General features: G+C 37.1%; 13 protein-coding genes, 1 pseudogene and 1 riboswitch. Of the genes and pseudogenes, 1 reads left to right on the top strand and 13 read right to left on the bottom strand.

Annotated elements, in window-relative coordinates; all coding sequences use genetic code 11:
* Positions 1-274 precede the first annotated feature (274 nt).
* Positions 275-2,362 (top strand): TonB-dependent receptor plug domain-containing protein, encoded by a 2,088-nt coding sequence (locus N4G44_RS17805; RefSeq protein WP_474928618.1) that lies wholly within the window; start codon positions 275-277, stop codon positions 2,360-2,362.
* Between the two features lie 62 nt (positions 2,363-2,424).
* Here the strand turns inward: N4G44_RS17805 and N4G44_RS17800 are convergent, their stop codons facing one another.
* The 13 genes and pseudogenes from N4G44_RS17800 to N4G44_RS17740 form a co-directional block, all read right to left on the bottom strand.
* Positions 2,425-3,426, bottom strand: coding sequence for a T9SS type A sorting domain-containing protein (locus N4G44_RS17800; RefSeq protein ID WP_474928617.1), 1,002 nt, complete (start codon positions 3,424-3,426; stop codon positions 2,425-2,427).
* 137 nt (positions 3,427-3,563) lie between these two features.
* Positions 3,564-4,211 (bottom strand): 3,4-dihydroxy-2-butanone-4-phosphate synthase, encoded by a 648-nt coding sequence (gene ribB / locus N4G44_RS17795; RefSeq protein WP_474928616.1) that lies wholly within the window; start codon positions 4,209-4,211, stop codon positions 3,564-3,566.
* Between the two features lie 90 nt (positions 4,212-4,301).
* Positions 4,302-4,427, bottom strand: a riboswitch (FMN riboswitch).
* Positions 4,428-4,566: 139 nt separating this feature from the next.
* A pseudogene (locus N4G44_RS17790) lies at positions 4,567-4,916 on the bottom strand (DUF2200 domain-containing protein).
* A gap of 9 nt (positions 4,917-4,925) precedes the next feature.
* A complete protein-coding gene (locus N4G44_RS17785; RefSeq protein WP_474928615.1) occupies positions 4,926-5,711 on the bottom strand; it encodes an alpha/beta fold hydrolase in 786 nt (261 codons plus the stop codon).
* A 24-nt stretch (positions 5,712-5,735) separates the two neighbouring features.
* The gene (locus N4G44_RS17780) at positions 5,736-6,284 is read right to left on the bottom strand and encodes a dihydrofolate reductase family protein (RefSeq protein ID WP_474928614.1); all 549 of its coding nucleotides are present in this window, start codon (positions 6,282-6,284) and stop codon (positions 5,736-5,738) included.
* Positions 6,285-6,332: 48 nt separating this feature from the next.
* On the bottom strand, positions 6,333-6,596 hold the full coding sequence (locus tag N4G44_RS17775; protein WP_474928613.1) for a tetratricopeptide repeat protein: 264 nt from the start codon (positions 6,594-6,596) through the stop codon (positions 6,333-6,335).
* A complete protein-coding gene (locus tag N4G44_RS17770) occupies positions 6,524-6,826 on the bottom strand; it encodes a hypothetical protein (RefSeq protein WP_474928612.1) in 303 nt (100 codons plus the stop codon). The genes N4G44_RS17775 and N4G44_RS17770 overlap by 73 nt, the downstream gene beginning before the upstream one ends.
* A 16-nt stretch (positions 6,827-6,842) precedes the next feature.
* Positions 6,843-7,259: an NAD(+)--rifampin ADP-ribosyltransferase gene (arr, locus tag N4G44_RS17765; RefSeq protein WP_474928611.1), complete on the bottom strand. Its 417-nt coding sequence runs from the start codon at positions 7,257-7,259 to the stop codon at positions 6,843-6,845.
* Between the two features lie 40 nt (positions 7,260-7,299).
* Positions 7,300-7,818, bottom strand: a complete 519-nt coding sequence (locus N4G44_RS17760; protein ID WP_474928610.1) for a DinB family protein — start codon at positions 7,816-7,818, stop codon at positions 7,300-7,302.
* A 119-nt stretch (positions 7,819-7,937) separates the two neighbouring features.
* Positions 7,938-8,597 (bottom strand): DUF2461 domain-containing protein, encoded by a 660-nt coding sequence (locus N4G44_RS17755; protein ID WP_474928609.1) that lies wholly within the window; start codon positions 8,595-8,597, stop codon positions 7,938-7,940.
* Between the two features lie 87 nt (positions 8,598-8,684).
* Positions 8,685-10,808, bottom strand: coding sequence for a M48 family metalloprotease (locus N4G44_RS17750; RefSeq protein WP_474928608.1), 2,124 nt, complete (start codon positions 10,806-10,808; stop codon positions 8,685-8,687).
* Between the two features lie 474 nt (positions 10,809-11,282).
* Positions 11,283-12,335: a serine hydrolase domain-containing protein gene (locus N4G44_RS17745; RefSeq protein ID WP_474928607.1), complete on the bottom strand. Its 1,053-nt coding sequence runs from the start codon at positions 12,333-12,335 to the stop codon at positions 11,283-11,285.
* 65 nt (positions 12,336-12,400) lie between these two features.
* Entirely contained in the window at positions 12,401-13,135 is a 735-nt protein-coding gene (locus tag N4G44_RS17740) for a hypothetical protein (protein ID WP_474928606.1), read from the bottom strand.
* Between the last annotated feature and the right edge of the window lie 52 nt (positions 13,136-13,187).

Here is a 13,187-nt window from a genome sequence, read left to right as displayed (position 1 = left end):
AGCAAAAAACGGGCAATAAATCAATAATATTTCAATATGGTTTTATTTTTATCTTCAAAATGTTTAAATGATTGTTGTTAGTGCTGTATTGTTGATGTGACGGATATCGAGGCTTTGTGTTTACATATTATTCAATACTAAAACTATAATATGGTCAAAAATACCTGCTGGAACCTAGTGGTTTATTGTTATTTTTCAATTAAAACTTAAAAGTGATGTAACAAATACCGGGTATGGTATGTCTTACTTTTATCAACATGATTTATTTCTGAATATGAAAAGAGTTCTATATCCTGTGTTTTTTCTTTGTGGAGTTTTTGTGTTTTCACAGGAAGGCGCAAAAAATGATACTATTGGAAAAGAATCCACAAAAGAAATCCAGGAAGTGATCCTGAAATCTCAACGTAAGAAACAGTTTGCGGACAAATCTGTTTACACGTTTGATAAGGAGGCTTTGGAGAAAGCAAGGTATGCAAAAGATTTACTGCAGACTTTGCCGGAACTGCAGCTTGATCCTGTTTCTAATACGATCACGAGCACAAAAGGAGGAACTTCTCTGTTTCTGATCAATGGGATAGAGGCTACGGATCTTCAGATCCGAAGTGTAGCACCAAGTGAAGTGGTAAAAGTGGAGTATTATGATATTCCGCCGGCAAGGTGGGCTTCCAGGGCAGAAACTGTGATTAATATTATCACGAAATCCAATGAAACCGGATATGTTTTTGGTGTCGATACCATGTCGGGGTTAACCACCGGGTTTGTGAATGCATCCGCTTATGCTAATTTTACAAAAGGAAAAAATAATTTTGGACTGGAATATTTCTTTAATTTAAGGGATTACGATGACAGGCAGGTTCAGAGTATTTATGATTATCAGTTAAACGGAGAACATTACCGTTCGGATGAGAAGAGGAAAGATCATTTCGGATATACTTCCCAGAATATTGCTTTACGCTACACCCGGATGGTGCCCGATAAGTATGCTTTCCAGGCAAAACTGAATATGGATATTATGAGCAGGTTTTCAAAAGGCACCGGGGAAAGTGTGTTTACCAAAGACAGCTTCAGAGAAGACCACGAAATGTTTAAAAACAGTGGCTCAAGTTATGCTATTCCTAAGCTGGACCTGTATTATTCGAAAAAGATCGGCTCTAAGGATGAGCTCAGCTTAAATGCGGTAGGCTCTCACTATAGTACCAATACAACGGAATCTGCCAGAGAGTGGATTGTTCCGTCAGAAGTTTCTGTATATGACAACGATATGATTCTGGAGACCAAGCAGACTAATTTTGTCGGTGAACTTGCCCATACTCATGATTTTAAGGCGGGGAAACTTTCTTCCGGCTACCGTATTTCAAGCACGGCTATTTCTAATGATCTGAATAATCTTGCAGGACATTCGGAATACAGTGTCAATTATCTGGAGCAGTATTTTTATACGGAATTTTCAGGGAAAGTGGATAAGTTCAGCTATAGAATCGGAGCAGGACTTACAAACATTCATAATAAAAGTGCTGCAAATACCTTCGACGAGTGGTCTTTTACTCCAAAAGTTATTTTAGGCTATCAGCTTAAAAGTAATCAAAGTCTGAGGCTGACGAGCAGCTACAGCCCTACAAGCCCCTGGAGCAGTGCACTCAGCAGCAACGTGGTTCAGCTGGCACCGAATATTGTGCAGAAAGGGAATCCTTTTCTTAAGTCCCAGCAGAATTTTTCCAATAATTTGATTTACTCTTTTAATAACAAGAAATTTGATTTTAATGCAGCTCTTTTCTACCGGTATACGGATCGAGTGATCAATCAGTATTATGTTCTGGATGATACTTTCGGAGGCTATGCACTGACTTATGAAAACGGAAAAAACTCCCAACGGTACGGCATACAGCTGTCCGGCTCTTATAAACCGTTTGGAAGCAGCCTGCTTGTGTTAAAGGCTGTACTGACACCTACTTCGGAAACTTTAAGAACGAGTAAAGGGGCACTGATCAAGAATGATTATCTCGCGAACAATTTTTCGGTTTCTTCGGAATATAAATCCTTCAGTGTACAGTATATGGTGAACATTCCGGTGTATACCCTTAGCGGAGCTTTCCTTACTACCAATGAGAACCAGAATCACTTCTTTGCCAGTTACAGGCTTAAAAGCTGGAGTTTTACGGCAGGAATGTACTGGATCGGTATGCCTTCAGAATATAAAACAAAAAGTCTCCCGGAAAGTCTGGTAGATTATAATGTTCATACTAAAATTATGAATAACAAATCGATGTTTGTTCTGGGAGTAAGCTTTGATTTCTCAAAAGGAAAGAAAACAGAACTACAGAGAAAGCTGAATAACGAAACAGCGCCTGCAGCTACTTTTTAAAAACAATTTTGAATGTTAATAAAAATCCCCGTTCAATTGTAGGAACGGGGATTTTATTTTTATTATTTCTTGATGAATTTTGTATTCTTTGTATCTGCAGCATTTTTTCCACTGATCTCTATGAAATAAGACGCTGGCGGAAGATCTGAGATTTGAATATTTCCGGATTTTACATCTGATGTTTTAACCAGTTTCCCATCCAGACTGTAAATATTTGCTTTGGAGTAATTATCTGTATTTCCTTTGAAGCTGATAAAGTCCTGTGCAGGGTTAGGATAAACCACTAAATTTTCTTTTTTTACTGTAGTATTGCTGGTTGACAGGAATGCTTCGTTTAAAGCTAATGCAGTGCCTACTGTCTGGTTGATGCTCAGCAATGGAACACTCACATTTCCGCTTGTAGAATTTAGCAGGGCATATCTGTGAGAAGCGTCGTAATAAGCGTAGGATGTATTGGTCGCTGTTCCGATAGGGTTGGCATAAACAACATCAAAAGATGAATACAGATTAAGGTTCTGGGTATATTTTACCCTAAGAACATTAGTGTATGTTCGGTTACCTACAATCAGGGTTCCGTATGCATCAGCCTGGGCAGTCATTGTACCGCTAAATAATCCGTTGGCAACAGATGACGAAAAAGTTCCTTTAGCAGTGTCGTTTTGTGCCGGCCCGTAAGTGGTAGGATAATTATTATAAGTACCATTGTCTACACTGAAATTTAAGGTAAGCTGTGGATTTATAATTCCCGTAATTTCCAGTTTGGTTGCAGAAGCTTTATAATAAACGGTTGTTGTTCCGTCTATCATTTTAATGGTAGAACCCGGAAATGTTGTAATTTCCGCAGAAGTAGGAGTGGAATAAGTCGTTACTGACGGAATTCCCATGGTAAGACCCGCGTTTGAAAACGTGGTGTTAGCTCCCGTTGCGGAGTTGTTTACGGGCCCGGTTGCGTGATTGTAATTGATAACGTTTCCGGAAATAGGATCATTGGCTGCTTTTGTAAGCGTGATCTGCGCAGAAAACAGGGCAGATGCTCCTAATAAAAGGAGTAAAGTTTTTTTCATGGTTAAGATTTTTTTGTTAAAAATAATCAAAAAATAGTATTGAAATACCAAATTTAATTGTTTATTTTTAAATTTTTAATAAAAAAGCCTGCTGATAGCATCAGCAGGCGACTTTTGTGCGTTAAAAATATTTAAGTTTAATTGCTCATCACCATTTTACGGTAAGTATAAATGTCTTCAATGGTTACGACGCTCATCTCTTTTTTGATAGCAAAATCCACAATTTCAGGAAGTCTTGCCATAGAACCGTCTTCATTCGTCAGTTCACAAAGCACGGCATCATCACCCAGATTGGCCATTTTTACAAGATCTACGCTGCCTTCCGTATGACCGCGTCTTTCGAAAACACCGCCTTTTTTAGCAATCAGAGGGAAAACATGCCCCGGGCTTGCGATATGATCTGCCACTGCATTTTCTGCTACCGCTGTTCTGATCGTTGTTACGCGGTCCTTAGCTGAAACCCCGGATTCAACCCCTTCTTTGGCTTCGATAGAAATGGTAAATGCAGTTTGATTTTTTGAATTGTTGGTTTCCACCATCGGACGGAGGTTCAGGTGCCTGCTTTTTTCCTCTGAAATGCATAAGCAAACGATTCCGCTGCATTCGCGGATCAGAAGTGCCATGTCTTTTTCTGTAATTGTGGATGCGGGAAAGATGATGTCGCCTTCATTTTCGCGGTTTTCATCATCTACCAGAAGAATTCCTTTTCCCTGTTGTAGTTTTAGAAGTGCATTTTCTACACGTTCTGTGGAGGTGGCTCCAAATTGTTTTAATAATTTTTCCATGTTATTTTACTTTTAAAAGTTAAAATAGTCTTCGGTACATGGAAATGAAATACGGCACAATAAGTCCGTAAGGAATCTTACTGACCGTTTCATTTTCTTCTCCCATCCAGACTTTAACTGTCGGTTCCGGAATTTCACCAGATCAGTCCCTTCCGAAGAAGGGAGTCGCGGACTGTAACCGCCGGTAGGGAATTTCACCCTGCCCCGAAGAAAACTTATACTAAGTTTTACTGTATGTTCTGATTTAAAATTTTATTTCATTGATTATATTTAACGCACAGGCTGCAAATTTCGGGAAGTTTTTTGGAATGGAGAAGGAATTTATCTGATTTTACATTGGGTTCAATTACCTGTATTACTCCCTCAATATTTTTTCCATCTTCTTTCCCTTTGCCAGCTCATCAATAAGCTTGTCCAGATAGCGGATATTTCTCATAAGCTCATCTTCAATGTCTTCCACGCGGTATCCGCAAATAACCCCTTTGATCAGTGAAACATTGGGATTGATCTTGGGTGCCTGCTCAAAAAAGTTTTAAAATCGGTTTTGTTATCCAATATTTCCTGAAAGCTTTTTTCATCATAGCCAGTTAGCCAGAATATAATCTCATCAACTTCGGATTTGGTGCGGCCTTTCTTTTCTGCTTTTTGGATGTAATGCGGATAAACACTGGCAAAAGAGGTGGTATAAATTCTGGTGTTCTGCATGATTTTTAATTAATGATCATTTAACTCTTTAAGAATATCATCAAGAATTTTGTTGAATTCTTCAGGTTTTTCGAGCATAGGGTAATGGCCTGTTCCGGACATTTCGATGTAGTTGTAGTCTTTCAGATACTTTCGGTTGTTTTCAATATTCGTGGCAAAATTATCCGAATTGATGGCTCTTACCGGGACCTGGATTTTCGACGCATCTTCCCTGAAATCTTTTTTATACAAAGGCTTGAGAAGCTCAATGGCAGTTTCCGGGGTATTCTGAAGAAATTCATCCTGTAATTTCTGTCTTACATCTGGCGGTGTTTTGTTTGTAAAAAGGTATTGTGGAAGGATGTTTTCAACTGCATTTTTAAAATCATTCCGGTAATGTACATACAGAACCTCCTCAACCTGTTCTTCTGTAAAAGTTTCATCCAGGTTTTTAATGGTATCTATCAGGATAATTGCTTTTGTTTTTGGAATTTTTGAAGCTGCTTCAAGAACATAGGCTCCCGACATTGAATGGCCGATAAGAATAATCTCCTGTGAGCTGATGTGGTCGGCTACTGCTTTGATGTCATCTGCATACCGTTCACTGCTCCATTCTGTTCTTGAGGCATCAGATTTTCCGTGCCCGGCAAGGCTCATCTGTACAATAGCGTAGCGGTCTTTAAAATATTCCTGCTGGCCGTTCCACCATTCTGCATTGCCCAGCCATCCGTGTACGAATAAGAGGGCAGTATTTCCTTTTCCGCTTTCTTTATAGTGTATTTTTTGTCCGTCCCCGGACTGTGCATATTTTTCCATATTGTCTGTTGTAGATATTCGGTTTTATTTGTTCCTGGGTTCATAAATAAGCTGTACGACTCCGGACCTGAAAACATTGGTGGTGATCAGTTTCAGTTCCAGTCTTTCTTTCAGGTCTTCAAACAAAGGTTTTCCGTTTCCTAAGGCAAGGGGATGAACAGAAATCCTGTAAATATCAATCAGATTTAGCTGAATGAAAGTTTTGATGAGACTTGCGCCACCGTAAAGCCAGATATTTTTGCCGTTTTGTTTTTTAATTTCTTTTACTTTTTCTTCAATATCAGAATTAATAAAAGTTGCATTTTCATCTTCTCTGTCCTGACTTGAAAAAACATATTTATTTTTTGAGTGGATGGTGTCCCAGAATTCTTTTTCTTCGGAAGATGCATTTTCTTCCGGCTGGTAGGTTCCCCAGGAATCATAGCTTACCCGTCCGTAGAAAATGGTGTCAATACTGTCCAGAAACTCATTAAAGTTCATATCATCGTCCATGATGCACCAGTCTGTTTCACCATTAGGACCTTCAATGAATCCATCTAAAGTGACGGCCAGGTCCAGAATTATTTTTCTCATAATATAGCTATTGATTTTGTTTTCTTATCCGAATTGGATAAATCGTCATTATCTGATAAGTTTTTTTGAATAATTGTAAACAGATTTATTGTATCTCGGTAAATGGGCAGAAAGTGATTCCAGAACTAATGACAATGCTTCTTTATCCTGATCAACAGAAGAAAGCGACAGTGCCAGAAAAGCATTGACTGCATCATCCAGTTCATCAGAATAATTTTCTTTTTCTTCCCTCAGTATTTCTATGCTTTCAGAAAATTTACCATTGTTGCGCAACGTACTTGCCAGTTGAATTCTTGCCCGTCTTCTCCGCAATCCGGTAAGCCCCAGCTGTAAAGCAGACCTGTACAGCGGTTCTGCTTTTTTTCAAAACCGGTAGAGTCGTAGGCGCAGGCTCTTTCAAAATCTGCAATGGCATTGGGTTCGCCGGCAGATATTTTGTCTGTATGTACTTTTATTCTGTCAATAAAATCGTCACTGGAAATGGTTCCCAGCTGATCCCATATCATTTTTAATTCTTCTTCCCAAAGTTCAAAATCTTTCATTTTTTAATCGGTTTTATCAGTCTTCAATGGCTTCAATACCCTGGTCTTTGAGCTTCTGAAGGTGGTCCTTCATGGCTTTAAGCTGTTCCGGCGAATGCCCCTGCCATTCTTTCACCTCTCCAATTACCTTAAAAGGATGCCGGGACCGGTAAGATTTTGTCGGATTACCTGGGAATTTTTTATCGGTTAAATTAGGATCATCTTCAATGGGCCCTGTTGGCTCTACGATGTAAATTCTTTCTCTGCCTTCTCCGATGGCCAGTTCTGCTCCCCAGATTGCTGCGTCCAGAGTAGCGGAAAGATAAATGTATTTTGCTTTTCTTTTGGTTCCATAGTTTGAGCTGAAACCTACTTCGATGAGGTCTCCGGTTTTAAGATCGGCTTTGGTGCCATGGTAGTACACTATGGATTCTCCGGAAGGTTTTGAATTCATTATTAAGGGGTTTTGGTAAAATTTTGAATACTTGGGTTACTTATGCTTCAGATTGTATTTCCGCATCTTTGTAGATATTCCAGAAGTTGTAGTCGGTCATTGGAGCATCTGTTATTCCCACATTGCGTCCCATGGTTACAATTTGTCCTCTGTGATAGGTTCCATGAATAATCGCGTGCTGGATATACTCATATTTGGAAAAGTCACACTGAAACCATTGGGATTCTATTTTTACATTCTTTGTTAGGTCTTCTTCTGACAGGCTTTCCACATAATCGGCCAACTTTTGGGAATTGGTTTTTATGCCGTTGAAAATTTCTTCTTTAGTAACTGCAGCTGAAATTTCTGCAAAATCGAAATCATTATTTTCGGCAATATGGCTCCACCAATATTGCTGGGTCTGCCAGATGTGATGCAGAGTTGCCAGGATCGTCGGAAAGCTGGAAATTACTTCCTGGTTAAGCTGCTCGTCAGATTTGGTTGAAAGCCAGTCGATGTACTTGTTGACAACCCAGTTGTTGTATTGAACACTGTGCGTGATTAATGTTTTTAAGCTCATGATGATTAATATTTTGTTTAGTGATATTGGTGAGATAAAAATAAGTAAAATATTAACCGGATTCTAAAATAACAAAAAACATCTTAGAACAAAAGCGTCATCAATGTTTTTATAGAGGCTTAAGATAAAGGTTCTCCATTCAAATCCGTAGTAAGCACCTCACTCATATAATCAAAGAAAGGGCGCATGGCCAGTAAAGTAAGAAGGGCTTCTTTCTGAAATCCGTCTGACAGTACTTCTTTATCAGTAAATTTTCGCCGTACAACGTATTGCTTTTTCCTGATCAGATCTATGGCGGGATGATCTTTGTCAAAGCCTCTCGGAGCTGTTTTTACAGCATCACCTTCAATTTGCCCAAAGTATTTTATAAATGTTTCTTCAGAAGTGATTTTTTCAATTTCTGCGGTGCTGATTTCGAATTCTTTGCGTATGCGGAGCAGGTCTTTGGCATCGGGACCCCAGAACCCTCCTCCCACAAAACTGTTGCCGGGTTCCAGATGAATATAATATCCGCCTCTCAGCATTGGCTTTGAACGGGAATATCCAACCCCGAAATTGGTTTTGTACGGCGTAGGATCTTTAGAAAAACGAACATCCCTATAAATTCTGAAGATATGGATGCCTTTTAAATTATCGTGCTCCTGAAGTTCGGTATAAATTTTATTGAAAAATGCCTTGTTTTCTTTTACCACTGCATCATATTCAGGTTTGTGCAGGGCAAACCATTCGCGGGTGTTGTTCTTTTCCAGCTGTTTAAGGAATTCAAAGGTCTTTTTCATACTACTATATAATAAATGTGTTCAGTTTCATTGTTCAAAAATAACAAAAATCGCTCTGCCAGCAGAACGATTTTAATGATATAGAAGCTATACTGTTACTTCATTTGCTGCAGGTCCGGTTTCCTTTCCGTCTGTATTTACCAATTTCTCTGCTAAAGTTATTTCTGAAACATCAATTCTGTTTTCAAGATCCTTCATCGTGGCGAGAAGCTCTTTTTTCAGAAGGAAATATTTTTTGTGAAGGAAATAAGGCAGAATATTGATAGCAGTCATAAGCAACTGCAGATTAGTTTCAAGGTATTGGTTATTATTAAAATAGAGAAGATCTTTTTCGATATAATATTTCAGGTCTTTTATGGTTTGTTCCTCCAGATCATCAATCATTTGGGGATCGTCTAAAAAGGGGATGATCTCGCTTTTTAATTTTTCTTCATGAGGTTTAAGACTTTTGACGTTTCTGCTGATTTGTTCAAACGGTGTTTTTGTGTTCAGAAATGCAGTGGCAGCAATGATATCCGTATAAGGTTTAAACCTGTCTTCGTATTCGCTGTCGTAGGTTGAGAATCTTCTGTAGATATCTTCAAACTCATCTTTTTTATTAACTTCATTTGCTAATCTGAGGAAGTAGGTATAAATATCCGAATCATTCAGATGGATCTGGTTTTTTACCTCTGAAATAGAATTACTGATTTCCGGAACAAGCTTTCCTGCTTCTTTGATATTATATTTTTTACCGTCGTAGTCGAAAGTTTTTAAAATAATTTCCTTTCTGATAATGGCTTCTATTGTCTTTTTATCGTTTTCAAGGGCAATTAATGTATAAACCATTTCCACTTTCTCTTTGCTGAACAGCTGATCAAAAGAAAGATCTTTTGCTGCTACGTTTTCCTGAACACTGAAGTCAGGATTTTTATTGTCGTAATAACTGTTGAAAATCTTGTCAAAAGAATCTTTGATGTGCTGTTTTTCAAATTCCGATGCAAAGGTCTCAAAGTCAAGGTTAGTTTTTTCCTTCTGATATTTTACCCTTGAAAAAAGTTTCATTGTTAGTTTTTCTTCTGTTTTTTCAAAATCCTGGAAAAGGTTTTTGGCAGGCCCGTTTTCAGAATCTTTTATAATATTAAGATTCCGAAGCCTTGCAATACGGTCCTCGTTGGAGGGGTGCGATGCCCACTGATTTTCAATCGTCAGTTTCGATTTGTTAAAAAGACCGGATTCGGAAAGCTTTACATTGGGAAGATCATATTTGATTTCTAATTCACTTTGCTGCGCAAGGAAGTTCATGACAAAAAACTGTTCTTTATAAATGTTCTGGCTGGCCTGATTTTTTGAAAACCTAGATTCGTAAAAATTAATTACATTTTGATAGGAATTGTTGGCCAGTTCCATTCTCAGCAGCGATTCTTCCAAAGAAAGTGAACCCGCAATATTAGCCGCTACTTCATCGGCATGAAATTCCATTTCTCTGGAAAGCGCCATATGACGGATGTTGACAAAAGAGTACATTTTGGTAAGAACCCACTGGATTTTGCCGGTAATAAAAAGCGCCAATGCTGCAAAAATTGAAAAATATCCGCTCCAGCTGGCCCATTGTGAAATAGAATTACGGTACGATTCATCATCATTAACAAGATTGAAAATGATTTGGTTAACATTGTATACATAGCTTCCCACTTTCATGGAGCGTTGGGAGAAATGCCCGAACTCATGGGCAAGAACGGCTTTCAGTTCCTGTTTTGTGGAGGTGTTGATCAATCCGAGCCCTATGGTCAGGTTCTTTTTAATAGGGTAGAACATACTCCAGAAGCTGGAATCATAGAAAACGCTTGCATTTACGTCATAAGATAAATATACCTTTTTGGGAAAGTCGGTTTCGGCTTGCTTTACAATTTCATCGATCATTTTGAAAAGTTCAGGTTCATCTGATCTCTTAATCTCGGTGAGATAGCTTCTGTCGTTAATATGTTTTTTAAACAGAAATTTAATGATGAAGAAAAAGACAAAACCTCCTGTTCCTGCAAGCCCGGCTCCCAGCATAAGGGTCAAAAACATGGGCTTTACAGCAATTAACCATATCCCTCCAATGATGCATCCTGCAGCCAGAGCTATAGTCAAAAGAAACATGAGAATATAAACGATAATAAAAATAGTAATGGCCAGAACAGCAGATGTGCTTTTCTTTTTGAAATCATCGGAAACCTGAATATACATGGAAATAATTTTTTTACAATAATACACACATCAGTGTAAAGAGACAAGGAAAAAAATGTTCTTCATCTTATCAGGCATTTATAATGAAAGGTTTATGATCTACAAACTTGATTATAAAGGATAAAAGCATTAACCAGAAATGTAAGGATAAAAATGATTATATGTATACATTCTAATTTTAAAACACGTAGTCCGTAATTTTTATTTTCAATATTTATTTCAATAATTATATTTACAACTGTCGTGATTACTAATGGTATTAAAAACCAGGGTCCTTGAAAACTTATTGCTCTAAGTAAAGTATTATAGAAATACTTGCAGCTAATATCTGTAAATAAAAACGATACTGTCATGAAGTAGATTACAATACAAATCACTCCAATATTGATAAGATATTTTAAAATTTTCATTTGATTTTGACGTGAATTTTTATTCTGGTTATTGGACAAGACATTCACGATTTTGTTCTATATTTTAGAGTTTGCTTTGTTGAGGAAGACTATATTTTTCGTTTTTCAGAATGGCAGTAATGGCGTCAGAAATTTCAAATAGCTTTCCGTTGTGGTTGTTTCCTAACAGAATAATAGTGAATTTTTGATCCAGGTCAGAAACTAAAATAGCTTCGTAGCTTCCCGCTCTTCCATCATGTAAATGCTGAATTAATTTCTTATTTCTGTATTTTGCTTCTCCCAGAGCTGATTGGGTATCCGGCAGATCAAAATGCTGGCCCAGCTCAAATACGGAATTAGCGCTGATTATTTTATTGGAATGAAGACAGTCCGACCATTTCAACAGATCTTTGGCAGTTATATAAGTTCCTCCTGTAATGGGCAAATCTTCTTTATCTGCAACAAGACTATTATTAAATCCTTTGGCTATATTTTTTTCATTTTCAAAAGGAGTCATTACAGAAAAGGTCATCTTACACGGCTTGAAAATGAATTTTTCTGCATACATTTTAAAGCTCATCCCTGTTACCCGCTCAACAATGAACTGACGTAAAAACAGGTTATTGTTGCTGTTGTAATTGTAATGGCTGCCTGATTTGAAATCTAGCGAATCTACAAGCATTAAGCCATCAAAAAGGTCTTTATCATTTTTAATTTTTTTCCAGTTTACATTGGGAATACCGCTTGTGTACTGCAGGAGGTTTTTTATGGTGACTTCATTGGCCCATTTTGGTAATTCCGGAATATATTTGGAAACATGATCCTCTATTTTCAGTTTGCCTTGTTCCTGTAATTGCATCAATGCCACCGCGCTGAATTCTTTGGTGATGGAACCAATATGAAACCTGTAATCAGGCGTTAGTTTTTTTGTTTTTGTGACGTCTGTAAAGCCAAAAGAAGCGTTGTAAATAATTTTATTATTTTTTGAAACCAAAACGTTTCCATTAAACACCCCAATCTGGTTGGACCATTTCATCAGGGAATCTATCTTGCTGATTTGGCTGGTTTGGGCAAAAGTGGTATTTATTTGAAGAAAAAGGATAGAGAAAAATAGAAGGAATTGTTTATAATATGACATCTTTAATTTTTGTGTTATGACTTTGTTTAAGTACAAGTATATACTCGCACCAATGAAAGTGTATGCTATGACTTTTGTCTTAATTGTTTTTTTTTGAATTTTTTATATTTTTTATATTTGGAATAGTTTTCTTTGTTTATTATTGTCACAGCACTCCAGGAAACTCCATCTCTTGTCCAAGAGAAATATGGAACTTCTTTTGCAAATTTCTCGTTATTTTTTCGATAATCTATTATTTCATCAATTTTGACTACGAAGAAGTTAATGATATTTGCTTCAGCAAACTTCTCTTGAGAAGTTGGAGTCCAATAATGTTTATAAGAATATTTATTTCCATCTTTTACTTCAAATTGATAGGTAATCCCATCAAAACCAAAAATCCAGTTTTTAATTTGATTATCGCTTGGAATTTCGTTAATTTTTAAAAGAGTTATAAGTTTTTTTATTTCATCAGCTTGTTTTTCAGTTAAGTCAATTTGTTTAATAAATGTTTCGCCTGTTCTTTTACCCTCCCAAGTTTCATCGGCATAAATCAGATATTTGTTAGATTCATCAGATAGTTCCAAATAATATTTATCCGAACTAAAACGAAAAAAGTTCTTATTTTCTTCGGGTTTAATTAGTTTTAATTTTTCGATTATCGGTTTTTCGTATTTAAAATAATGCAGTGTATCACTTTCTTTTGTCAGCTCATATCTTTTGTTTGTCTGGGCAAATGAATTATTTATGGAAAGAAGAAGAAGGATAGTGAAAAACAGGAATAGTTGTTTATAATTTTGTCCGCTTAATTTTTTTATCATTGATGTTATTTTTTCCTGATTTCGGATCATATTCTATAAAAAGTTTTTTTCA

This window comes from Chryseobacterium sp. GTID13 (assembly GCF_056172655.1).
Note: the sequence above shows the minus strand (reverse complement) of the source record. Positions and strands in the feature narration are given on the sequence as shown.

Coding starts and splice junctions, on each gene's coding strand:
- N4G44_RS17755 (WP_474928609.1), bottom strand. CDS start 8,597: ATGAAAAAGACCTTTGAATTCCTTAAACAGCTGGAAAAGAACAACACC.
- N4G44_RS17800 (WP_474928617.1), bottom strand. CDS start 3,426: ATGAAAAAAACTTTACTCCTTTTATTAGGAGCATCTGCCCTGTTTTCT.
- N4G44_RS17750 (WP_474928608.1), bottom strand. CDS start 10,808: ATGTATATTCAGGTTTCCGATGATTTCAAAAAGAAAAGCACATCTGCT.
- N4G44_RS17760 (WP_474928610.1), bottom strand. CDS start 7,818: ATGAGCTTAAAAACATTAATCACGCACAGTGTTCAATACAACAACTGG.
- N4G44_RS17740 (WP_474928606.1), bottom strand. CDS start 13,135: ATGATAAAAAAATTAAGCGGACAAAATTATAAACAACTATTCCTGTTT.
- ribB (WP_474928616.1), bottom strand. CDS start 4,211: ATGGAAAAATTATTAAAACAATTTGGAGCCACCTCCACAGAACGTGTA.
- N4G44_RS17745 (WP_474928607.1), bottom strand. CDS start 12,335: ATGTCATATTATAAACAATTCCTTCTATTTTTCTCTATCCTTTTTCTT.
- arr (WP_474928611.1), bottom strand. CDS start 7,259: ATGAATTCAAAACCTTCCGGAGAATCCATAGTGTACTACCATGGCACC.
- N4G44_RS17770 (WP_474928612.1), bottom strand. CDS start 6,826: ATGAAAGATTTTGAACTTTGGGAAGAAGAATTAAAAATGATATGGGAT.
- N4G44_RS17785 (WP_474928615.1), bottom strand. CDS start 5,711: ATGGAAAAATATGCACAGTCCGGGGACGGACAAAAAATACACTATAAA.
- N4G44_RS17805 (WP_474928618.1), top strand. CDS start 275: ATGAAAAGAGTTCTATATCCTGTGTTTTTTCTTTGTGGAGTTTTTGTG.
- N4G44_RS17780 (WP_474928614.1), bottom strand. CDS start 6,284: ATGAGAAAAATAATTCTGGACCTGGCCGTCACTTTAGATGGATTCATT.